This is a genomic window from Paenibacillus xylanexedens (assembly GCF_001908275.1).
Classification (GTDB): Bacteria; Bacillota; Bacilli; order Paenibacillales; family Paenibacillaceae; genus Paenibacillus; species Paenibacillus xylanexedens_A.
In genome coordinates this window covers 1987595-2011987 of sequence record NZ_CP018620.1, presented here as the reverse complement: position 1 = coordinate 2011987, position 24393 = coordinate 1987595, and the positions used below count along the sequence as shown (strand labels likewise).

Sequence of the window (24393 nt, the reverse complement as noted above, 5' to 3'; positions counted from 1 at the left end):
GAAAAGTCCTTCCTTTTCCGGTATTCCTTCTCTGTCAGATACGTATGGAAGAACCGTGCTATCTCCCCCGGTGTGATCGGGTCCATCTAGTGGGCTTCACCTCGCTCCAGCATGTACAGCACACTATGAGATTTGCCTTCCGCCAGCCGCAGACCACGCCATACCTGCTGGGTGAACACGGTGAGTGACTCTGTTGGACGTACTAATAGTTGCGTGTCCACACGCGGAATATCCGTACCCTCATTGAACAGACCCACTGTCAACACAACCTCCAGGTCACCCGCATCAAGCTGACGGATCGACGAGCAAAAGCGTAACCATCTCAGTAGTTGTTTTTTCTTAAAATCAAAGATGATATTCTCTAAGGTTTGCCCCATCCACTCACCATATCTGTGATGATGCAAAGTAATTACTCACGATCTCTGTTAATTCATCATTTCCAAGTTCTATGTTGGTCAAGTAGTATACAAAGAATTCATTGATATGTTCTTCTTGAAACAAACTCAAATATTGGAATGTAGCCAATAATATATTGTCCTCTGGATAACGATTTTCTTCCAGCCTCTTTTTGGCAAACTGGATCATTTCGTGCGTAAATGTGTCACACTTCGTCCTGATTAACGTATTTAAGACAAGGTAAATCTCTTCCTCGTTGTTACTCTCCAGAATATTTTGGATTTCGGTATCCTCTAACTCTTCAAGATATAATCTAGCCTTAGCTTGATTAAACGCCCGTAGAGCCTTGGGTTCATCATTGTAAAAATCTTCCCAAAATGTCATGTAAGCAATCTCTCTTGGCAATCTGGCTGATGATTGATTAGGCTTATCTAAGATAGTCCAGTCACCATTTAGCTTATCCGAAACTACATTAAATAGTGACGAATCATAAGGAACAACCCGATTAGCATCATTTTCAATCCTGTAATACGTATCTCCTGAAGGAGCAGCTTCTATTTCAAATACGATATATTTTCGAACAGATGATAAATTGGTTTGTAATGCTAATGTATCTTTAAGCTGAACTCTCATCATCTCACTCCAATTATGTTAAAGTCACCATCTATATCGATGATCCAAAACAAATCATCTTCGCCTACCCTAAGCTTCTTGGGCTTGGATACTTTCAATTGAAGGGACGGGTTGATTTTGTAAGGCAGTAGATTGGATTGAAGAGATAAAAATAGCCCATGACTACTCGTATTTGAGTTGAAATAGGCCGTCAATCTTCTTATTTTTAGTCCTCCATTGATTGGATCGCATATTCTATGTCTTGCTCCATATCCAGATCAGGATACTTCTTTTGCAATTGAAGAAGAAAATCTATAAATGCTCGACTTTGGAATTCAGAAGATAGATCTTCAAATATCTCACTGAGCCAATATAAATCTTCTTCTCCGCATTGATTTAGAAATGATATGGCGCTATGCTCATTCTCTTTTAGAATGTCAACCAACTCATTCCATATCGTTTGAATAGCTGGATCGTCGGGATGTAAATCTTTTCTCTTCTTTACTAATGAGATAACTTTTTCACTGTAGTCTACCATGGTTCGCTCTCCTTACGGTTGTCTTGAGTTATCTGGAGTAATTGTTCCGATCTGTCCATCGTTCTTGATCACTCCTACTCTAACGTTATTATAGTTTCCAAACATCCATTCACCGTCACCCTTAACTCTATTCTCAGGCAGATTTGCTACATGCTCACCTGACTTTTTGATGTCTTCCGATGTCCACTCCTTAGGGAACCATGTTTGTCCCTCTCCACTTCGCTTTGCTTTGTTTTTGTGGTTTGGTATATTACCAACTCGTACACCGTTTTCATATTCTTTAGTAATGTTAAATGGGATCTTATTTTTAAGTAAGTAATTAATATTATCTTGACCGTGACCACCATTGATCAATCTATTTTTAGAATTGAAATCCCCAAGTGAAGCATGGTTAATTCTTTCATTGCTTACTGTAATTCTTCCACCGATCATACCTTTTGGGAATCCTAATCCTTCTTTCGGAACCTTATAACCCCTATTATACATTCCAGTAAAAGCCAACACGAGCTTAGCAGTCTGTAAACCTCCAATAGAAACTGCTGCTTGCCATGCAGGTATGGATTCTCCAGTTACGGGATGATGACCTTCCTTAAATGCACTAATCTGTTCATCATATATATCCCCACCGCCAGACTCCGGTTGCTTCGGTCCAGCTCTCATTTCTTCATAGGTGCCACCCTGTTCCCAATACTTAACAAACTCCTTTTGCCCTGGCATCCCATCCTCTGCTTCACTGGCAGGCATGTTAACTCCAAACAAAGGATTATATACCATTCGTCGTTGCTCTTCTGGGTTACCTGTATTATGGTTCATCAATGTATGGGCAGCAATCTGTCCAGCAACGGCTCCCAAGCTCACCTGTTCCTGATCTGCTTGGTCGAATCTCTCGGCAATCCCCATTAGATCCTGAGAGGACTGTACCATACTTTCCAGTGCTCGATCCAGTACAGGACGTGACTGCTGAAAATCATAGAAAAATCGTTCCTGCGTTGCTCCCGCCCACTGAGACTGGATGAAGCCGATCCGTGCAGTCAGGTCATTACGTATACCTTCCAACTGCTGCCTGCCCTGCTCAATCTGCCTGGATACATGGAGTAGTTGCTCTGGTGTTACTTTAATTGTACTCATATCATTCTCCGCCATTAAAATTAGGATTTTACAATGTTAGCAGAAGTTTGTTGCAAATACATCCACCCATTATCCTGATTTTCCCTTTCCCCAAATAAATAGGTTTCAGTACTTATAATCCTCCAGTCCCATTCCTGTGAAAGGAACCTCCAGATGATCATGACACGCCTTATATCAGAAAAACTTTGTTGAATTATCATTCAATCGAGTGGCTAACTCCTCCAAAATGTCTTCCGTTCGTTGAAGGAGCTTTTCGATGTTATCAAGGTCTAAATATTGATCCTCTTGGCGTTCCTCTAAAGATGACATATGTTGCATCGTGCCGATGAACAAAGCGATATCCAATCCAGGTTCAGTGTCCGTATGCACTAGAGGCAAGATTTCGTTCATAGTGAGTTCCTTGGGTGGATGAACTGAATGATACTTATGGATATAAAGTGCCTTAATCATGGAGGCTAGAGCCCAATCACATAGAATTAGGCAGGCTTTAAACTGATTGTGTTTACACATGATGGCCGCAAGTTTGAGATGATACTTAGCATGTTGGTGATATTCCATGATTGTAGTATGTATCATGTGGTAAGCAGGAATATGTTTGGACCTAGGTTGTGTGGAGATATCATGGTCTTGCGAACGTGGGGTGAAATCTACTAGGTGATTACAATGTGCTTCGGTTATGGACCAATTTCTTGCCATTGTCATCCCTCCAAAGAGTTAATACCAGTATTATACAATAAAAACATACCCAAAGATATAATTTAACAAAAATTATACGATTCAAATAGTCATGTTTAGCCCCCTAAATCTTGTCTACACTTTTACATAGAGGGGGTGCGTATCGTGGAAGACAGAGAAATTTTAAATTTAGTCGGCGCTCGAATCAAGGTTTTAAGGAAAGAGAAGGGACTATCCCAGGAGGCACTTGGAGAAAAAGGTGGATTTCATTTTACATACATCGGACAAGTTGAACGTGGGGAAAAGAATGTATCTTTGGTTAACTTGGCTAAAATCGCTGAAGCCCTGGAGGTAAATATATCGCAGTTGTTCGCTTATGTTAATGAAGATATGGAGATCAACGAGTCGGAGGCTGTAATTCAGGATATTGTGAGTATGCTAAGGAATTCTGAATTCTATAGTATTGATCTAGCAAGAAATGTCGTACGTGAAATTATTAAAGGGTTAGATTCAACCACGAATTCATCACATAACAGTAATAGAGCAAAGTAAACTAAACCTTTACTTTGCTCTTCGTAATACATATCATGATTTATTTAATTCTAAAAATATTCAAATAATAATTGATTCATTTTTAACATGTGCTATAGGAGGAATCTCCAGGTTAGAGATTAATATTTCTTGCTTTTTTTTACTACCACCTGCAGAATAGTCAAAAAATAAATTTTGTTTTTTTAAATCAGTTTTAGAATGAGAATACAGATAAGTAATAAATGGACAATCATCATAACTTAAAAGCCAAGGATATTGTAAAGATGTCAATCTTCTGTAGAGTGCTTTATGATCCCTTTCTGTGAAATATTTCCTATACAATGACTTACCTTTGTCATAGTAGGGGGGATCAACATATAGAAAGGTCTTTTCTTGGGATGTTTTTTTTTTCAGATTACTCAAATATTTTAGCGAATTACCCCATTTCACATTAACTCTATCACTAAATAAAGAAATGAACTTAATTGTTTCGATAATCTTCTGTTTATTAAATCGGCAATCAATTTTATAAGTGCTTAACTGTTCTTTCCCCCCAAGGGGTCCACCTTTTAAAATCCCAGAGAAACTAGTTCTATTAAGAAACAAACCCGCAAATCCAAGTTCCAGTATGTTATTTTTCAACGGGATATCTATACCTTTATATATTTGAAATCTTTCCCATACTCCAATCGTTATAGGCGTTTCTTCGATCATCTCACAAAGTTGATCTGTATATTTAAAGACACTTTCCCAAAAACAATAAACCAAAGGATCAAACTCTAGTAATGTTACTTTACCTACAATTCCTTTCTGTAAAAGCGTTAAAGAAATTGATGCCCCTCCTGCGAAGGGCTCTATCAGGTGACAACCATTTAAGTCGTTGTTGTGAATAACTTTTTCTACATAGGGACTTAGATCACTTTTGCTACCAGGATATCGCAACGGACTTTTTTGAATTTTCAATTTACTGTCACCTACTTATCTTCCAATATTTTTTTTCATTTAGAATGTATTCAATAAGAGTATACATTCCCCCTTTAGTAATAGACTCTAATTTTTCCTTAGAAGGAAGTATTATTCCAGCATTATGTACTACCGTATCAAGAAATGTTATATTTTCATCATTGACCGAGTTAAGGAATGCAGAGTAATACTTCTTTTCAACAAATAATTTCTCGTAACGTTTATTATGCTTGTAGAATTTAATTAATTGACTAAGCATTGGGTCTTTACCCTGATTGTTAGAGGTTAACGATTCCCATTCCCCCACTTTTCTTAGATAAAATTTCAAACTTTGTTCTAATAAAGACCTTAACAATAGCGTAGCTGATATAGTGTACCATCCATAATGATTATATTTAGAAATTTTCTGAATTTCCTTTGCTAATTGCATTAGCCCGATATCTTGAATATCGTTTGATTGTAAAACGTTCCATTTTAATGACTCAAAGAATACAAATGGTTTCGGATTGGACAATTTAAAGGGCATATCTACTAATGTAACCTTTTTCATTTCAGTAGGTTCTTGAACTCCTGATATTGTTCTAAGGATATTGGAGTTATTGTTATTTTTCAATTGATCATCTTCAGTTCTATTTGAATAATCTAATTTCAAGTCTTCTTGAGTTGAAGTTATTTCAGTATCTATTATAGGGTTAATTTCCCTCATGAATGTATTAAATTCTGAAATTGAATCAACATGATTTCTAGTAGTTAGTTCTTTAGTAAGGAAGGCTGCTTTAGCTATATAATATAATCCAAGATTCATTATATCTTCACCATACTCCGAAATTGGATTAAGATTCTCATCAAACGATAACTTAAGAAGATTTTTTGCAGTTTTATTAGAATAATACTTGGAATTAGAATTAAATACTCTTAGGAATCTATTTATATCTAGTCCCATTGGGTCTAGACTGTCCAACTCAACCTCCCTCCATTGAGGGAGGTTCAACGCATATTGTAGTAATTTGTAATTCTGAATGAATCCTGTGACTTTTCCTTTGGCAGATCCTGTATCCCTGCTAATTTCATCTATACCTTCCCCAGCCAAATAACGGTTAGCAAAAAATGAAAGTTTAGCTTGAGTTGGCCAACTGCGAATTCCTTTGATGTGTCTTTTATACAAAGTTGATTGTACAGCCTCCCGACTCTCCACAACATCAACATTGATAATTTCTATATTTTCTTTAGTCGTCTCAGAAATAGAAGGTATTTTTCGATCTGTAATAAAGTGTCCCAAAAGTAACTTACAGGCACAAATCCGTCTATTCCCTTCTAAAACTATATAATTGTTTTCGTTCTCTCTAAAGACTATAATACGCTCCCCAGGCATTAATCCTTCATCTTCATTGATACCTCTTGCAATAGTTATTACATCTTCATTTTGTACCAAGTAGTTCTTGATACTTTCATCGTTTGGAGAAGGGAGTGAAACGAATCTTGGATTTAACGGGTCTAACACTAAGTTTAGTATTGGAATTCTTTCGGAAGTATAATTCAATGTAGGTTCTCCCTCATTAATCATATTATGTTATTAAAACATGAGTATAATTACTTTTTCATATCTAATTTAGTTTTTTTTGTTTAAATCTTCAATCATGTGCTTCATAAGAATATACCATCTCTTTTCAATTATTTTCAAAATTTCTATAGACGGTAAGCTATATTTACCATGGGCAATAACGTTCAAGCTATCGTAATCTTTTTGTGAATCAGCCAACACAATTATTCTTTGATAATTTCTATTCGTAGTAGCAAAGACATTATTTTGAACACTATATCTGATCAAATCAGTTATTGAAGGGTCTTGATTCGGTTTATGCCAATTATCAAAAAGTGAATTTTTCACTAAATATTCTTGCAACGTACACTCAATTAGTGTCCTCAAAAGATAGGTTAGACTCAAAAGATATCTATCAGAGTATCGCAACTTCATACGATGAATTTCCGATAGGGATCTCCAGATACCTTGGTGATCACCCTCATATATAATACCTTGAAATAAAACTTTGGAATCAGGTACCAGTTTTTGTTCTCCTTGCCCTGGACCATTTTCGTTACCCGGCTCATTTTCGTCTTCTGATTCTGATCCACCTTCGTTACCCGGCTTGTTCTCGTCTTTTGGTCCTTCGTCATCCGGCTTATTCTCGTCTTTTGGTCCTTCGTCATCCGGCTTATTTTCGTCTTTTGGTCCTTTGTCATCCGGCTTATTTTCGTCTTTTGGTCCTTCGTCATCCGGCTTATTTTCGTCTTTTGGTCCTTCGTCATCCGGCTTATTCTCGTCTTTTGGTCCTTTGTCATCCGGCTTATTTTCGTCTTTTGGTCCTGATCCTCCTTCCTTACCTCGCTTATTTTCATCTTCTGTTCCTGTTGGGTATGGATAATTATTATTATAAGGACTCTTTAAAAACTTCCATTCATCATTATCAACAAAGAATTTATTGTAAAATAATTCACGATCTTCTTTGCTGTATACATCTTTCACTCTTATTCTTTTATTATCTAACAAATATAAAATATAATATAGCTTTTTGAGGCTACTCTCATTTAATCTCTCAACTTCTAGTCTATCCTTATGAACAATAATACCTAAACGTGATTGCATATTTTTGTCCAAGAGTATTCTTTCCATTGTGGTATAAGATCTTTCTACTTTTAGAATACTATTCAAGTAACCTGAAAGAAACTTTTTAAAGTCATCCTTCTTGAATCTCACTTGTGCAGTATAATCCCATCTCATTCTTCCAATACCTTTATTTTCACCAGTGTGTTTTCTTCTTATTGTATCCAACATTTCTTCTTCTTCATGATCTATGTCATAAACAACAGCATCTATATGAACTGTTTTTTTATAATCATATTTTTCGATGATTTTTTCAATTCGTTTTTTTATTCTTTCTCGATCATTAATATCAGCGGGGAGAAATTCACTTGAATTCAACAATTTTAAACAAGTTACCCTTCTGTTTCCATCCATTGCAATATAATCATTCATGCCATCTAATTTCGTAAGAATTATTCTCTCCGATCTATCTATACCTTTTTCTGCAATATTAGACATTAAATTAAATAACTCTTTTTCCTTCTTAAATAGAACTTTAATAGCATCAGCTTCACTTTCTTGCGGTTCATTCCTAGGATTATCCTCATTAACAAGTATATTACTCAATTTCACTCTCAATAATTCCATTCCAATAACTCCTCTAAAAAGTAATTTTCGTACTATTTAAATAAACACTAAAAAGGCTTAACCACTAACAGCGACATCAAGGATTGAAGGATGTTTATCCTCAATCTGCTTTATCATATCTCTTGGTGCAATTCCTTTGTTTATATGTAATGTTAATAGCAGTTGATCCTGTTAAATTACTGTTTCGTTATGTTCTGTGCTAATATGCACTTTTGGAAAGATTAATAACGATTCGCGTGAATCTCACTATGCCTCCTATCCATAAGATTATTTTGAATAATAAAAAGGCCTTACATTTTTATCTTTTTTAGTTTCATCGCAATCATGATGTATACAACTGATCTTATCGGAATAACCTCGTGTAATCTAAAGTAACGTATTCATATCATCTTATAAAATCAACAAAATTATAGGTCTATTAGATCAGTGTATTGGTAGTATCTAGGCTCATAGAATCATTATCCAACAATAAACCACTTATTTCCACTATAAAATACAATTTCAAACAAAAAAACCTGCTTTACATAGCAGGTCCATTCATTTCAAACTCAAACAATACACTTATTCGCCACCGCTACCATCTTCGCAGGCATCTCTTCCCTTAACCGCCACACAAAGCTCATTGGTTTGTTCCCCTCATGACTCACATAATCCGCTTCGCCCAGGAACACAAATGGAGACGTATAGCCATGCTCCTCCTTATACTCCCGCACGAACAGCACGATTCGGTTGCCCGTCTCCCGATGATGGATGTACCGCTGCGCGGTAGCTGTATGCTCTGACACCCGGCTCTGTGTCTGCCAGTGGAATAAACGCTCGTTGATCGCATAATCCTCGTACAGCGTAGATGGAGAGAAATCTTTGTCTGATTTGTTCAATGTAATGAAGAAGATATCGGTCTGTTCATCTGCAAAATACTTCACGCCTTCACGGAAGGCGGGTGATTGCTGGGCATTCCAGTAACCGAAGGCGGCGAGCACTTGGTCGATGGAGTACATACAGTGGATATCCAGTGGACAAGTGTACGGGAACGAATTGCTTTTATCCACAAATCGTAGATGAGCCCAATTATATTTGAAAATATCCACAAGCTCTGCTCGGAATGCCTCAGAAGAAAGCACACGCTGCACACCCTCTTCGATGCTGCTCAGTCCTAGCTTCTCGGGCGCAGCCCGATGGAAGGTATAATAGAACATGATCAACATGCGCTGTTCATCAGCGGTGGTTGCTTCTTTCCCTTTTTCAATAAAGTCGATCAGGAACGTCAGCCAGCTTCGGGAGTTAATCGTCAGCACAGATGGCAGTCTGCGGATGTATTCCTCGTGTTCATCCTCGATGGGTGCTGTTAATCCGGCTTCGGCTAACATACCGCGGAAATACCTTCTCCCCGTACGTCCACCATAGAATTCATAGAGTGTCATCCCGTGATGCTCTACAAAATGAGCCAAGGTCAGCGGCAGTCCGGTGTCTTGCTGGAACGTTTGCAGCTTCTGGATCAACGCTCTGCGATTACGACTCATCTGCTTGAGGTTGCGCATGATGTATTCCTTCGCTTGCTTTTCCAATTGAATGAACGTGCCGCGTGGTAAGTTCGAAAATCCATTCTCGACGTAATACGAGATAGAATGTTTAGTAGCGCCGATCAGGGCGCGGAATTTATCCTGGAACCTGTACTCCTGATGCGCTTGTCCGATGAAGTCGAGCACGGTCAGGCACTCTTTGCCCTCCGCCATCCGGAGTCCACGTCCCAACTGTTGCAGGAATACGGTCAGACTCTCAGTAGGACGCAGGAACAGGATGGTGTTCACCTCAGGGATATCCACGCCCTCATTGTACAGATCAACGACAAAGATCATGCGCAGTTCCCCGTTCACCAGCTGTCCTTTCGCAGAATGACGCTCCTGTTCGCTCGACCCGCCATGCAGGGCCATGGATGGAATGCCGGCTTCGTTAAATATTTTTGCCATATACATTGCATGATCCACCCCTACACAGAAACCAAGCCCCTTCACATCGTCCAGATCGGTTACGTATTTGTTCAGACTTTGGATGATCTGGTTGGCACGGATTTTGTTATGGGTATAGAGCTTCTCCAGTTCGTTCAGGTCGTAGCCTTTACGCGACCACTTCACTTGGGATAGATCGACAGTATCGGTGACGCAAAAATATTGAAAAGGGCTCAGTAGTTTCCGGTCAATGGCATCGGTTAGACGGATCTCGGCGGCAATCGTATGATCGAAGTAGGCGGTAATGTCTTTGCCATCCATCCGTTCCTGCGTTGCAGTGAGTCCTAGCAAAATCTTCGGTTCGTAGTGGGACAACAGCTTCTGGTACGAAGGAGCAGCGGCATGGTGGAATTCATCCACAATGATGTAATCGTAATAGTCTGAGCTAGTGATCTCCGTCAGCTTCATGGAGTTAAGGCTCTGAATACTAACAAACAAGTGATCCAGCGCCTCTGCTCGGTAATTCCCGACATGCAGCTCACCAAAGTTCATATCCTTCAGGATATACCGAAACGTGTCCCGACTTTGCTTCAAGATTTCTTCCCGATGGGCGACAAAAAGCAGCTTAGCTCCCACATGGCTTGCCCGGAATCGCTTGTAGTCGAAGGCAGAGATGACTGTTTTGCCAACGCCTGTGGCGGCGACGATCAGGTTGCGATTTCGTCCATACAGCGTACGCTCGGCGTTCAGCTCTTCCAGCACTTCCTTTTGATAATCGTAAGGCTGGATGTCGAGGTGAAAGTGGTTGGACTGATCTTTTTTACGATTCAGAGCCGCCTTCAACTGTGCCTCATGGCCTTCATCCTCAGCCATATACCGCGTAAATTCACGGTCATTCCAGTAACTCTCGAAGGTCGCTTCAATCTTGCGCAGCACATCGAGTGAATCTTTCTCCGTCACCTTGAGGTTCCACTCCATACCACTGGTCAGCGCCGGGTTGGACAGGTTAGAGGAGCCGACATAGGCTGTGGTGAATCCGGTATCGCGGTGGAAAATGTACGTTTTGGCGTGTAGCCGAGTCACTTTGGTATCATAGGAAATCTGGATTTCCGTGTTGGGCAGTTTGCTAAGTTCAGTGATGGCCTTAAGGTCGGTTGCTTCCATGTATGTAGTTGTGATGATCCGCAGCTTCCCTCCACTAGCCGTGAACTGTTGAAGCTGTTCCAGCAGCAGGCGAAGCCCGCTAAATTTGATAAACGATACCAGCCAATCGATCCGATCGGCGGTCATGATCTCCTTTTGCAACTCCAATAACATACTCGGCTCGGACTTGGCACCTGTGAACAAAGAGCTCTGGGAGATCGGCGTATCTGGACGAACGATTTTGGTATCCCGGACCGCACGAATGCTGTTCAGCTTGGAGTACACATGGGTCAGCACTTCCCCCTGCTCATCCAGTTGCAATTCGTTGTATTCTTCTTCCCCCAGCGTGCCTTTCAGGGTAGCAATAATCTCATTACACGTTCGGATCTGTGCCAACACTGCTGTCTTATCTTCTGTCTGTTCCCGCACAATCTTGAGCGCCCGCCGGGTCACCGTCGCCAAATACGTGGACAGCAGCTTGCGCGCTTCCTCTGCATTCAACTTCTCGGTTCCAATGTTATACACATCCGGGTCCAGCGCCGAAATCTCCTGCCTGGTGATGGTGTTGATAAGCTGTTCATATATGCCTTGTTTCATGAATGTACCTCGTGTGGGTGTAGGATGGTTGTGGATCGTTCTCTATGTATATGGTGAGCTGAATAGTTGCCATAGGTAAGTTATTACTTCTACTATATTATCGTCCAGCATGGGGAAAATTTCATTAGTTGTTTTGATACAAAAAAGGAGTTCTCCCTATGACAGATCGCCCCTTTTTGAATATCATCGTATTATGCCTTACAAACCATCTGAATACATCAACTTATCAATGTCTAAGTTATTTGTCCGATCTGAGTACAGGATGCGCAAACGTGGTTGTCCTTGGTATCGATCTAGATAAAGCGCAACTTCTGTTCGCTTATTATTGATTACCCACCGTGATTTAAACATAATGTTCCCCATACTCAGGTCCAATGCGTCATCGTTCGTTAGACTAGACTCTGCACCAATGATGTATTTATCAGTCGAATTAGTAGGTTTACCGTATTTGTCTTCCAAGGCATCTTTGATGCCGTAATATGTATTCATCTTATCTCCAGAAGTCGCAAATGTGTTACCCTTCACTTCGTAGATAGTACGAACCAGTTTGTTCTTGTAGAACAAGTAAGATAACTCTGCAGATGTTGAGGAGACTGACGAACTGTATGTAAGGTATGAAAAATGGTTAACACTTCCTGAATCAATCAGTTTGTCCTTTTCTAGTTTCTTGATTTGTTTAGTGTTCATGCCCCACTTTACATTGCGAAAGTCTGCTTTCGAAGCAGCAGATGCGGAAAGTGGTAAGATCGCGATCGCTACCATGAACAAAGCAATGACCATTAGAGAAATTTTCCTCATACGTCAACTCCTTATCGTATTTTTTATAATCATACCACGGAATTATTTGTTTGGATAAAACAGCAAATAGCACCTCTACTTATGGTCTGGTAGAAGTGCCTGAATCTTAATTATTGTGTTTCACTTAAATGTTGTTTGGATCTATATAACACCAATTATTATTGTAGGATGCCTTTATCTTTTTCATATCTTCCAGATTGTAAAACCAATCTTCTTCAATCCATACTCTTGCATCGGGGCATTCGCTCAGAAAAGCAAAAAGGAATTTAAATAATAAGTCCTCATTATCATCAAAGTCATCAGATACTACTGCTTTAAAATATTCATTTTGCGTATCATCCCAATCATAAGTAACGTTTTGAAATTCATAAGGTTCATCATATACACTAAAGCTAAGCGTCCTTGAGTAATTTTCCTTGAATGGCGTGTCGCTTATATATAGTCGAGTGTATTTTAATGTACCTTCGCTATTGTAAGTTTCTTCATCATTATCAAATAAAAGTTTCTCTTTTATACATATATTATTAATAGTACTCAATAAATCACTTGCTGACGTGCTTTCTCCACGTTTAAATAATACAAAAGATGACATTCCCATTATTTCAATACTCCTCGACTATGTCTAATACCTAGTAAAACCTCGTTATTTTCAAATGTATACAACTAGACAATCTTTTCACTGCACCAGTTCGGATCATAAGGCATCTGACTTAATTTTAAAATATCATCAGCTGTGTAATACCACTCGGCATCATCAAACCATAAATAATCCTCGCCATTATCTTTAAAATACTCTACAAGAAATCTAAAGATAAACTTGTACTCATGATTTATATTTTCAATATCTAAAGCCCAGAAATAATTTTCGCTTTGAGTAAGCCAAGTGAAACTATCAATTGAGTCTTCCTCTACTTGATTAACATTAAATGTGAAGTACTTTAAGTTGTCCTTATTATCCATGTTTTTAAAAGTAAATTCATCAACTTCTGATAGTGTCCCTTCAGCAGATATGAAGAGATCATCACGGTATTTATCTTTTATTAAAATACAAAACATGTTCGCTTTTTGCGCTGCTTTCTTAAAATCCTCAATGGCTTTTTCAGGGGAATAGTTTTCTATCTTTTTCAAAAAAATCAAAGAACTCACTTCTTCAAGACCTCCTCTAATTCGTTAGCAGAACTTATTATTTTTATTCCTTTATTCTGAATCATTTTAACTAGATTTTCTTGGGTTCTATTATTTACAGTAATATCTTCAATATAATATATTATTTCCTTGTTATCGTAGTTAAAGTATTTCTCATTTAATGGATCGGTCAATTTATCAAATTGTTTTTTACTTACTGCACTTAAAGACTTTTTCACTTCAATAAGATGTGAATCTGTTAACACGTCAATATCCCCTGCTATTGTATCATCTTGCAGTTTCAACTGTATTCCAGTCCCCTGTAATCTTCCTGTACCTTTTACAGTCTGTGCTACTTGACCCTCTAGAATATCACCAGCTTTTGAGCTTTTTAAATTCTTCTCAATAATAGCATCTATATCTTTAGAACCTTGTTTGGTCCAAGATACCTCATTACCGAATTGATTAGGGTATATTGTTTTATTGCCTTCCATTCTTAACCTTGAGTCACTAGTTAAACTGCTAATTCCCTCTGATTCTTTCTTACCTCCACCCGACCCAATGTCGTCCTTCGAACGAAATGCCTTGCCAAACAAAACATACGCCAAGGCCTGTCCCGTCATCGCCCCACCGTAATACCCTGCACCACTCTCATCGATCTGTTTCTTCTGCTCTTCTACAAATTGCTCTATATCAGATCTCGCCGTTCCCGTACCCCAAGCGGTGTCCCATGCAAACTGAATACCACGCCCAACGTCTACAACTTTGCCCACTGTCATGGCATATGCCACACTGCTTAATGTACTGAATGGGTTCTCGAAGAAAGATTCTGCCGTCTGCCCCATTCCCGTTATTGTTTCTCCTACTGATTTATCAAGCAGCCCTACAGCGAAATTTCGCTTTAGTTCTTCTGGAATGTACAGCGCAACCTCGCCTGAGCCGTCCGTTGTTCTGAAGTTCATTGCGATAAACGTAAACTCTTTCTGGATTTCGTCCAACAGCCCAAGTGTAGTCGGGAACACTTCCTTCACCTGCATAAAATCCCAGAAGAAACGCTCTCCTGTCACACCCGACCAATCGGATTGCAACATATAAATGGATTTCTCCAGTTCCCTGACCATTCGCTCCAGTTCCTGTTTCTTCTGCTGGACCAACCGGGCCTTTTCCTCCAATAGATCGGGATGTACCTCGATTCGCTGCATTTCCTTATCACCCGCCAACCTGACCTTAGTTTATGTACCTAAATTTTAACAAGTGGGAAGGAAGATTGGAATCAAACGGAAGGATCATTTCCTCAGAGGTTATCCGGTAGTTCGGCAACATCCCTGGGTAACTATATTTGCACATTAATGCATAGATGAATGCCGTTGAGTCGACTGGGTATCTTGTACAAAAAGAACGACTTCTATCACAGATAGAAGTCGCACAAGATAACGATACAGTAGGATTAAACCTTCTTTAAGACACTACAAATTGTACAACAATTGGAGTTCCATCATTTAATGCATCTCCACCGGGAATTGTAATTGTAGTCGTCGTAGTCGAGGAGGTATCTGCTGTTTGCATAAGGCCATTAATATAAAGATTGTAGTAGTTGTAGGTGCCTGGAAATGCGGTTGCAGCTACACCAGCGTCGTTTGTAAAGGCAGTCGCAGCAATGGCAAACGTTACCCCAGTGCCGGTCCCATCACCAATGGTTGCAGCAAATCTTAAACTGTTCTGAAATGGTGTCACAAGTGGCATGTTTCTCACCTCCTACCTAACATAGTATATGTGGTAGGTTTGGGAGTAGTGAAGGCAAAGGAACCAGCAACTACAACCAATTTTAACCATTTATGATATTGGCTGTTATTATAATTATCTCTATAGTGATAGGTGTCCCTGCAAAGATCACACCGCTTTGTGACGAAAAAAACAACCTCTCCGCACTTACACTGTATGAGTTTCCTGGTTGTACAATCCCGTTTATATAAAGATTGTTGAAACTAGTAAGTCCAACCCCGGCAAATTCGGTTATGCTGTCGCCATCGTCATTTGTGAATTCTGTGGCAGGAATTACAACCGAGGCCGACAAATCCAGATCGGTATCCGGAAAATAGAAGTAACGGTTTGCCGTAGGAATGATTTCAATTCCGGGTACCGTGCCCGGCGGACCTTGCTCACCTGGGGGACCCATTGGTCCTTGGACTCCGGGAGTTCCCGGTTGACCTGGCTCACCTTGAGGACCTGCCGGACCCTGCGCTCCGGGAAGTCCTGCTTGACCCGGTTCACCCTGAGGACCAACAGGACCTTGCGCTCCGGGAACTCCCGGTTGACCCGATTCACCTTGAGGACCAACCGGACCTTGCGCTCCCGGAATTCCCGGTTGACCCGGCTCACCTTGAGGACCTGCCGGGCCTTGCGCTCCCGGAACTCCCGGTTGACCCGATTCACCTTGAGGGCCTGCGGGGCCTTGCTCTCCGGGAACTCCCCGTTGACCCGTTTCACCCTGAGGACCTGCCGGGCCTTGCGCTCCCGGAACTCCCGGTTGACCCAGCCCACCGTGAGGACCAACAGGACCCTGCGCTCCGGGAACCCCTTGTTGACCCGGCCCGCCGTGAGGGCCTGCGGGGCCTTGGACACCTGCCACACCTTGCGTTCCAGGGAGACTCACAGTCTCCAATTCATGTTGTCTCAACGGAGCGAGCAGGGGGGCAGGCTCACAACATACCGGGTTGCTGCCTACCCCTCTCGGTAATGCAATGACTTTTTTGTCACGGGCCATTTTCTGTGATCTTAATGGACGCTTCAGTGAGCAGCGCTTTTTCCGATAAGATCTGCGGATAATATGGCATTTCTTTCGTTTTCCCAAGTGTTTTTTTCTGCATTTCAACGTAGAACGACTGGGCCTCAATTTGTTGAGGGTGGCTGTCCTCTTGTTCAGATACTTCAAAATGGTCATCTCCTTAGGCCAAGGCACACAGTATATATGCCCTATACTATGTCCTTAACACATTCGGAGAGTGTGCGAATAACTATGAGGGAAGCCCAATAAAAAAGACAAGAGTCCTGCGATAGTTGTCCTTTGTCTTGCCAGCATGGCTTCATTGTTTCCCCAGTAGGACCTCACTGTATGTTTAACTCAGACGATCCATCGGGATCAAACTTCTTTTTAGTAGACTCTCACCTCTTCTTAAAATGCTGAACGATCTCTTCCGGTTCATGCGTCTCCAGTGTAATCTCGCCTTTCTCGAACAGGATCATGTACGGATATGATTTCAGACCAAAAATCTTCTCATAATTAAACTTATTTTCATCACGGACATTATAAAAGGTTACGTTAGTTATTGGGCCTTCTGCCCTCAAATTCTCGTTATTTACTTCATTTAATTGCGTCTGTAACTCAACAATAAATGGTCGCTCCGAAGGTCGGTCGGTAAATACAATGAGTGATGCATCATTTCTTTGATTTTGCGTTAGATAATCAATGGCTTTCTCTCTATTGTTCTGACCACACCCTGTCACTAAAAGTATCAAAATACATAACACCCAAAGCCTCTTCATTTATATCACCACCCAAAATATGATATAATTGGTTATTAACCACTAAATTCACTTCATTAAAAATCTATTCGCTGAAAGGAAGATGCACATTGAGCAAAAGGAATATCATCATCGCTATCATTATTGCTCTTATCATATTGATACTTCAACTTGTGCTTTATTTTTCTGTAACTAATAAAGAAGAATCCGAACTTCCCGATTCAAACATCCCATTTCAAACCAAAACAGTAGATGAGCTTACCATCACAATGCATAATGCAACCTATACAGATCATGAAGTGCAGTTGGATTATGAGATTCAGGGCGATGGACAGTAAATGCTTTGTACAGATAAAATTTCGATTTTTCACCTTTCAAATAGAAACAAAAACCTGCATACCAGCCTCGGCTTCACAGTTTTTATTAAGAATTTGCATGTGGATACATCTCATTTACAACTTAGGCATCCAAAAGGGGTTCTCTTCCTTCTCACACCCGGTTAACACGTAAAAAATATGTCCCTGCTCACTCTTCATTGTCCCGATCCCTTTGCAGGTGTCAGTCTTCATTCCCTGTTTGGAGCCGTAGGCATCCCTTGAGTTATCGTAAGTCGATTGAATAGCTGTACCATCATAGATCAATTTATGGATAATGGGCCCACCTTCAATGGTATACTTCGTCACACGAATCTGATCCTGATGTTTTTTCTTCACATTCTTCATAAATGTGTTCCACTTATCCCGATTCCTAATGCCTTCGAGAAGCACTACCACATCCCCACTTTGCTCCGCTTGCTCTGGATTATGGGGCTCAATAATTTCTGGGAATGATTTCGTGATTACTGGAGAATCCACTGTCCGATTCTTTGCCTCACATGCTGTTAACACTATTAAAATTAACAAAAAAGTAAGCAGCACTCTTTTCATTCAATCACCTCATGTTTACGACGTTAAAGACTATGTGCAGGTTACCTAGTTTCTGTTAGAAAGACTGCAATTACGCCTAGCCCTCTTCAATATATAGGAAATTTTATCACTTGTATGTAACTTCATCCCTTCATAGAGCGTTTAGAAAGAAATGCAACATTCTTACCCAACTCATCCGAAAAAGAGGCGATATCATGCAATCGGTAAACTCATCCGATCACATAGCAAAAGAAAAATGCTCCACTTCACGCTTGAATAATCGATCCAAGGGTAACGGTAAAAAGACCCGTCGATTCGCCATTGCAATAGCTACAACATTAGTTGCGTCAAGCCTGCTGATGGAGCTAGCTGCTGTGCCAACGACTCATGCAGCCACTAACATGTCCCCCTCCACTAGTAACACTTCTGTTCAACCAACTTCATCAAGCAGTGTAGAAAAGAAACTTTACTATACCGCTGTACAGGGTGCTTATTATCACACAGTCGCATTGAGAAGTGACGGTTCCGTATGGGCCTGGGGTCGTAATCTCTGGGGAGAACTTGGTGTGAACGACAACGTTCGATATCGTCATACATTTAGTCCGATTCGTATTCCCAAATTATCCAATGTAACAGTTATTTCATCCTCCGGGGGTGGGAACAACGCAGCCATTCAAGCAGATGGAACCATCTGGGAGTGGGGCAACGGCAACATGCCACGTCAAGTGCCTGATATTACCTCCGCCACGAATGTTAGCATAGGGGCTTTTTCAACCATCGCCCTCCTCCAGGATGGGACTGTTCTTTCTTGGCAAACCCCGTCTCAAGCCGTAGATCTGGAACGAACACGTAAGCTACAGGCGATTAGTGGGCTAAAAGATATCATCCAAGTTGAATCTGTGGGCCTGCGTGGATATGCCCTGAAGAAAGATGGCTCCGTATGGACATGGAACGAGCCAAACGAACCCGGTAAAGCACCTTCCAAACCAACCAAGTTAAAAGGTCTGACCAATATATCTTTAATCACAGGTGCAGATGCATCTCTACTTGCACTAGATAAAAAGGGAAAAGTCTGGCAGCTGCACTTAGAGGGCAAAGCCACCCCCTTTCATCACGAGCTCAAAGTGAAGAAGATGGATGCCAATTCAAGTTATACTTTGCTTCTCACAACATCCGGGGAGGTGTTCACCTACGGAAGCACCGTGACCGGCAAAGAAGGAAAAGTAAACCATCTATCCGGCATTACCGATATTTCAGCAGGGTACTACCACAGTCTTGCCTTATCCTCTGAGGGGACTGTCTGGGGCTGGGGAAGTGATAAATATCAGGAAGCGGGCGCACCTGCAACATCTTCTGGGGGCATGGTCTACAAACCGGTTCAGGCCAAGTTGGGTATAGATATTTTTCTGAATGGTGAGCTGTTCCAGTCCATGTATCCCGCGGTGGAAACGTCCAAGACTATACAACTGCCAATCAAAGCAATCGCCGCAACAATCGGAGCAGAATTTGAGGTGCATAAGTGGGAAGATAGCCTGAGTTACTATACGTTGAAATATAACAATCGAACAATTACGATCACCCCTAACGAAGCACATTATCAAATAACTTCCATAGACGCGTCTAGTGAGCAACTCATAGAGCTATCTGAACCCATAAATAACTACTCAGGAGCAACCACCTTGCCTTTTGAAGTATTGCGTGGTTTGGGGCTGAAGGTGTCCTGGGATTCTGAGAAATCCCTGTTGACCATTGACGATGTAGACAAGAAAAAGTCAGGGCTCTAGACGAACGCTTTTACACCATATGAATCCCTTAACATATAAAAAATCCTCTTCAAATAAACGTCTTGTTCTTAACGAACATCGTTATTTGAAGAGGATTTTTCTGTTTAAGCGCACAACGCTAAACAGAGCAATGCCGGACAACATTCATGCCAAGTATCGTCCTATTTCTCGAATCGGAACCAGCCGAAGTCAAACTGACTGCCTGGCAGGAAGATAAAGCTTACTTTCTGCACACCTGTCACTTGCTCAAGCTCAAACACCCGCTCCTCATATCCACCCGACTGGGTGAACTCAACCAGCTGGTTGCTCTGTCCGTCCGCACCTGCGAAGCGAATATGAATCGTATTTTTATCGATCGGTGAATGGCCGTAGATCACGAGCTTGGATGTGCCTTCTGCCGTAAAGTCCATGTTTTCAAACTCCAACGATACATTGTTCCCGATACCTTCTACTCGATCAGCTTCAATTTTGAACGTATCTCCATAGAGATGGTCACAGGATGCAGCCGCATTCTGTTCAAAGGCACGACTTTGGCGCTCGAAGGAGAAACCTTTAATATGAATCTTCTGTTTCAGTACAAAACAGATCGACGTGATCCCGCTAAGGCGTTTGGACAATTGGTACGTCTCTTCCTGGTATACATTCCAGATGGACTCTTTGTCATACACCACATCTGCGATCATCGTACTTCCTTCTTCATCCGGCATACCTTCCCAGATCTGAATGAAGTAGTCCTCAGTGGACAGCGTGAAAATAGGAATCGTTATGGTATCGGAGCCGTACGGTCCGAAGTCAATATTACGGAAACCTACGTGCGTCTCTCCATCCCGACTTGTCGCTACCCCGCGCTCATTGCCGTTACCAACCTCACCTTTGGTGTAATCGTACAGTCCGCCCGTGATGAAGCCGTATGGATCTTTGTAGGCTGTGCCGAGACCGTCCGCCTTGAACTCCAGCTGCGAGATGAGTTTCGTTTTATCCGTACCGTTGGTACTGGTTGCACGAAGTCTGAACTCCCCGTCACCTATAGCCGATACCTTCACCGCATGTTGATGCTCACCGTCGTCGCCTGTTTCTGTTTGAACAGCTTCCACTTTGGCAATGTTGGATTCAATTCCTGCATCGTTCACAACAGCCCACTCGATATCGCGGTAGGAGGTGTTCTCCGGATACAGCTTGGCGGTTACAGTAAGCTCCGGGTTGGACGGATCGAGCAACTGTCCTGCTTTACTGATGATCTCAATCTTCCGCAAAGGAATCTCCTGAGCATTCCCCGTTAGCACCGGACGTTCTTCATTGTTCATGAAGACAGGTTGTACTTCTTTCTCATCATTAAGTTCAGCCGCCACAAGTAGAGATTCAAATTCAGCCGTAGCCCCTTCCAACCCTTCGGAAGAAACTTCAACGCGTACTGTTCCAGGTTCATTTGTCGCTCCGATGATCGCCATCAGTTTGCCGCTGAATAGCCTTCTGCTCAATCCTTTGTATGGATCATAGTCGGTGCTGTCCCCGTTATCCAGACCCAGTAATCGTCCTGCACCCGTCACCTGAACTTGTACGCGGTTGTTTGCATTGTGAACCGGATTACCCGCTTCATCTTCAACATCAATTTCTACAAAAATCAGGTCTGTGCCATTCGCATGTAGCTGCTCCTGATCCGCTTGCAGACGAATTTTCTTCGCATCCGTATAGGATCTTTGCACATCAGTTGCAATGATCTGACCGTTCTCATCGTAAGCGATCGCTTTCAGCTCACCCTCTTCGTACGGCACTTTCCACCAGCCAGACAGCTGTGTTCCATTGGCTTGATCGATATCGTACGTGCCAATGGTTTTGCCGTTGAGTTGCAGCTCAATCTTCGGTGCGTTGCTGCACACGCGTACATCAATGATCTGACCCGGGCTGAAATCCCAATAAGGGAACAGGTGAACCATCGGACTTTTCTTATAATCCGTCCAAGCCGCTTGGTAGATGTAATAGGAGTCTTTCGGGAACGTTGCTGTATCCAGCTGTCCAAAATACGAATTCTTCGTATGATACGGTGTCGGTTCTCCGATATAATCGAATCCAGTCCACAGGAACTGCCCCAGCGAATACGGTGTATCCCGCTCTGCCAAGATGCAGTATTCTGCCGACTTCGCGCCCCAACTGGTCGTACTGTTACCCAAAGCCGAACACTGCTCATCGTCATCTGCCAGAATCGGCTGTTCGAACGGGAAATGATATATCCCACGACTCTGCACCACCGATGACGTTTCACTACCATAGATGATCCAGTCTGGATGCTCTTCATGATGTTTGTCGTAGTACTTTTCCGCGTAGTTGTAGCCTGCCAGCTTCACGATATCCGCGCATTTTTGTGCATTTTCCCATGGCATGTAGTTCGAACCAATCGTCACGCCAGCATTACCTTTTGGATCAAATTCCAGCACATAATCCATCAGCATCCGAGTGACTTCCTGTCCACGCTCATCCGCATGGGTATCGTAGATTTCGTTCCCGATACTCCACATGATCAGGCTGGCATGGTTACGGTCTCGCTTCACCCAACTCTTCACATCGGTGTGCACCCACTCCGGGAAAAATCTCGCATAGTCATATGGCGTTTTGGCACGTTCCCACATATCGAAGGCTTCAGACACAACCAGCATACCCATCTCATCCGCGAGTTCCATGAACTCTTTGGCTGGCATATTATGCGCGGTACGGATGGCGTTAACGCCCATTTCTTTGAGCAAAACAAATCTTCTACGCAATGCCGTCAGGTTAAACGCAGCTCCCAGCGCCCCGAGATCGTGGTGTTCGCACACACCGTTCAGCTTCATCTTGACCCCGTTCAGGTGGAATCCTTCATTGGCATCCAGTTTGATATTCCGGAATCCAATGCGCTGTGATACCGATTCAACTGTCTGATCATCCGAGATCAATCGCAACTCAGTCACCAGTTCATACAGATGCGGTGCATCCGGGCTCCACAGGTTTGGATTCTCCACAATGATCTGTTGGCTATCTGCCGATACAACTGCATTCTCACCCACCAAAGCCGTAACATTCGCTTGGCTGGATGCCACCACCTGACCTTCATACAAGATCGTATGCAATAGTTCTGCTTGCTGATTCTGTTCCAGGTTTAGCTCCGTATCCACTTCCACCTGCCAGCCATCCGTCTGTTGCTTGATGGATACATAGATTCCATCCGTAACAATATGGTTGCGGTCTCTCGTCTTCAGCCACACATGGCGATAGATTCCGGCCCCGGAATACCATCTGCTGTTCGGGCTCTGATGCACTACTTTGACAACAATCTCATTGTGCCCTTCCACCAGTGCATTCGTGATCTCATGTTCAAAAGCAGAATAGCCATACTTCCACTCCCCAACCAACTGCCCGTTCACATAGACCGAAGAGTCCATGTATACGCCATCAAAACAAAGCAAAAGCTGCCGCTCATCCTTCTTGTAATGGAACGTCTTGCGGTACCATCCAATGCTGTCCTCATACAGTTCAAGCGTATTATATATCAGCCAATCATGGGGAAGCTCTACAGGTTCATACACCAGACCCGCAGGTTCCGTAACATCCAGCTTACTTTTCGCAAATTGCCATCCATCATTAAAAAGCCTCTTCTGATTCATGGTAGATTCTCACTTTCTTGAAGTAAATTATGATTGCGGTTACAACAGTAGATGTCACTTTTTCCGAAAACCTTTTCAGTAATACACAAGTATGACTATAACACATATCCCGATTATACCATCAGTCTCTTTCCTACAACGCCTTTTCATAAGATTTTTCAGCTGTAATGAACGTTTTATTCCCTCCAAGCATTGTAACTTTCGATGACAACAAGCCATCAACCGGGTCATGTTCACAGCCCCGTCAAGTAGACAATATAAGCCCGGAATGGTGAACCGCGAAGATACTTATAAGGTATTTCAGGGAATGACGATATCAAATTCATTAAAATCGTTAAAAGAAAAGCTGCGAGTGTCCCTTTTTTTGTCCAAATCGCAATTTGTACTCATTTCTCAACAAAAGATACCGATATAAAATGACATGTTACAATTATTTCAAAAAATTCCATTCGAAGAGGGTGTGAAGTCATGCGTGTTAACAATTCTAGTCCTAGCATTTATCACATTAACCAACGCAACAATCTAACAAACAACAAAGAGTTGTTTAAATCAACGCTGTTCGTACAAACAGTCGAAAAGAAAGAAGACGAAGAAAAGAAGGACAAATCAGTAGAAAAAAAAGGGCAGCTGGTTACAGCAAGGGAAGGTGCTTATACTAGACAGTATCTTGTTAATTCAGACGGCTCAAAGGTTCTATTGAGTGATTCCAACTCTAATAAGAATCAGAATGACGATGGAATGAGTAATAATTCAAAGGAAATAGTAAGTCTGTTAAATCAACAAATAGGTAATTTTAATCAACCGAAAACAACTAATTAGTAAATATAAGTAACAAACACATTGCCATCATAAGAAGGTGAGCCAGT

General features: G+C 41.7%; 21 protein-coding genes and 1 pseudogene. 4 read left to right on the top strand and 18 right to left on the bottom strand.

The genetic code is table 11. The features are described 5' to 3' along the window. Positions 1–116 precede the first annotated feature (116 nt). From BS614_RS32705 to BS614_RS08790, 5 genes and pseudogenes are all read right to left on the bottom strand, one after another. Positions 117–293 (bottom strand): annotated as a pseudogene (locus BS614_RS32705) (P-loop NTPase family protein); the annotation flags it as partial. Between the two features lie 88 nt (positions 294–381). Next, the gene (locus BS614_RS08820) at positions 382–1032 is read right to left on the bottom strand and encodes a hypothetical protein (RefSeq protein ID WP_157116051.1); all 651 of its coding nucleotides are present in this window, start codon (positions 1030–1032) and stop codon (positions 382–384) included. Positions 1033–1234: 202 nt separating this feature from the next. Then, positions 1235–1546, bottom strand: a complete 312-nt coding sequence (locus BS614_RS08810) for a hypothetical protein (protein ID WP_074093698.1) — start codon at positions 1544–1546, stop codon at positions 1235–1237. A gap of 12 nt (positions 1547–1558) precedes the next feature. Next, complete coding sequence (locus BS614_RS31095; RefSeq protein ID WP_167544393.1) at positions 1559–2674, bottom strand: WXG100 family type VII secretion target; 1116 nt, start codon at positions 2672–2674, stop codon at positions 1559–1561. A 174-nt stretch (positions 2675–2848) separates the two neighbouring features. Next, positions 2849–3370 carry an SNARE domain-containing protein gene (locus BS614_RS08790; RefSeq protein ID WP_083684856.1) on the bottom strand — a complete coding sequence of 174 codons (522 nt, stop codon included), beginning with the start codon at positions 3368–3370 and terminating at the stop codon, positions 2849–2851. Positions 3371–3514: 144 nt separating this feature from the next. Between BS614_RS08790 and BS614_RS08785 the strand changes: the two genes are divergently transcribed. Then, positions 3515–3901, top strand: a complete 387-nt coding sequence (locus BS614_RS08785) for a helix-turn-helix domain-containing protein (protein WP_074093696.1) — start codon at positions 3515–3517, stop codon at positions 3899–3901. 60 nt (positions 3902–3961) lie between these two features. Here BS614_RS08785 and BS614_RS08780 read toward each other — a convergent pair whose 3' ends face one another. The 11 genes from BS614_RS08780 to BS614_RS08730 form a co-directional block, all read right to left on the bottom strand. Beyond that, entirely contained in the window at positions 3962–4843 is an 882-nt protein-coding gene (locus BS614_RS08780; RefSeq protein WP_084174462.1) for a DNA adenine methylase, read from the bottom strand. Positions 4844–4850: 7 nt separating this feature from the next. Next, positions 4851–6383: a ParB N-terminal domain-containing protein gene (locus BS614_RS08775; protein WP_074093695.1), complete on the bottom strand. Its 1533-nt coding sequence runs from the start codon at positions 6381–6383 to the stop codon at positions 4851–4853. Positions 6384–6452: 69 nt separating this feature from the next. Then, the gene (locus BS614_RS08770) at positions 6453–8072 is read right to left on the bottom strand and encodes a hypothetical protein (RefSeq protein ID WP_074093694.1); all 1620 of its coding nucleotides are present in this window, start codon (positions 8070–8072) and stop codon (positions 6453–6455) included. A gap of 548 nt (positions 8073–8620) precedes the next feature. Continuing rightward, positions 8621–11758, bottom strand: a complete 3138-nt coding sequence (locus BS614_RS08765) for a DUF3427 domain-containing protein (protein WP_074093693.1) — start codon at positions 11756–11758, stop codon at positions 8621–8623. A gap of 198 nt (positions 11759–11956) precedes the next feature. Beyond that, entirely contained in the window at positions 11957–12538 is a 582-nt protein-coding gene (locus tag BS614_RS08760; RefSeq protein ID WP_167544392.1) for a hypothetical protein, read from the bottom strand. A 142-nt stretch (positions 12539–12680) separates the two neighbouring features. After that, positions 12681–13154 carry a hypothetical protein gene (locus BS614_RS08755; RefSeq protein ID WP_074093691.1) on the bottom strand — a complete coding sequence of 158 codons (474 nt, stop codon included), beginning with the start codon at positions 13152–13154 and terminating at the stop codon, positions 12681–12683. 65 nt (positions 13155–13219) lie between these two features. Continuing rightward, positions 13220–13702: a hypothetical protein gene (locus tag BS614_RS08750; RefSeq protein WP_074093690.1), complete on the bottom strand. Its 483-nt coding sequence runs from the start codon at positions 13700–13702 to the stop codon at positions 13220–13222. After that, positions 13699–14835: a WXG100 family type VII secretion target gene (locus BS614_RS08745; RefSeq protein WP_167544391.1), complete on the bottom strand. Its 1137-nt coding sequence runs from the start codon at positions 14833–14835 to the stop codon at positions 13699–13701. Before BS614_RS08745 ends, BS614_RS08750 begins: the two co-directional genes overlap by 4 nt. A gap of 304 nt (positions 14836–15139) precedes the next feature. After that, positions 15140–15424, bottom strand: coding sequence for a DUF4183 domain-containing protein (locus BS614_RS08740; RefSeq protein ID WP_074093688.1), 285 nt, complete (start codon positions 15422–15424; stop codon positions 15140–15142). Positions 15425–15506: 82 nt separating this feature from the next. Beyond that, positions 15507–16445: a DUF4183 domain-containing protein gene (locus BS614_RS08735; protein WP_074093687.1), complete on the bottom strand. Its 939-nt coding sequence runs from the start codon at positions 16443–16445 to the stop codon at positions 15507–15509. A gap of 398 nt (positions 16446–16843) precedes the next feature. Further along, positions 16844–17224, bottom strand: coding sequence for a hypothetical protein (locus BS614_RS08730; protein ID WP_074093686.1), 381 nt, complete (start codon positions 17222–17224; stop codon positions 16844–16846). A gap of 89 nt (positions 17225–17313) precedes the next feature. Between BS614_RS08730 and BS614_RS08725 the strand changes: the two genes are divergently transcribed. After that, positions 17314–17541: a hypothetical protein gene (locus BS614_RS08725; RefSeq protein WP_074093685.1), complete on the top strand. Its 228-nt coding sequence runs from the start codon at positions 17314–17316 to the stop codon at positions 17539–17541. 114 nt (positions 17542–17655) lie between these two features. Here the strand turns inward: BS614_RS08725 and BS614_RS08720 are convergent, their stop codons facing one another. Then, on the bottom strand, positions 17656–18129 hold the full coding sequence (locus BS614_RS08720; RefSeq protein ID WP_074093684.1) for a DUF4362 domain-containing protein: 474 nt from the start codon (positions 18127–18129) through the stop codon (positions 17656–17658). Between the two features lie 194 nt (positions 18130–18323). Here BS614_RS08720 and BS614_RS08715 point away from each other — a divergent pair, with 194 nt between their 5' ends. Continuing rightward, entirely contained in the window at positions 18324–19892 is a 1569-nt protein-coding gene (locus tag BS614_RS08715) for a stalk domain-containing protein (protein WP_074093683.1), read from the top strand. 161 nt (positions 19893–20053) lie between these two features. Here BS614_RS08715 and BS614_RS08710 read toward each other — a convergent pair whose 3' ends face one another. After that, positions 20054–23527, bottom strand: a complete 3474-nt coding sequence (locus BS614_RS08710; RefSeq protein ID WP_074093682.1) for a glycoside hydrolase family 2 TIM barrel-domain containing protein — start codon at positions 23525–23527, stop codon at positions 20054–20056. A gap of 468 nt (positions 23528–23995) precedes the next feature. Between BS614_RS08710 and BS614_RS08705 the strand changes: the two genes are divergently transcribed. Next, entirely contained in the window at positions 23996–24346 is a 351-nt protein-coding gene (locus tag BS614_RS08705) for a hypothetical protein (RefSeq protein ID WP_074093681.1), read from the top strand. The last annotated feature ends 47 nt before the right edge of the window (positions 24347–24393 follow it).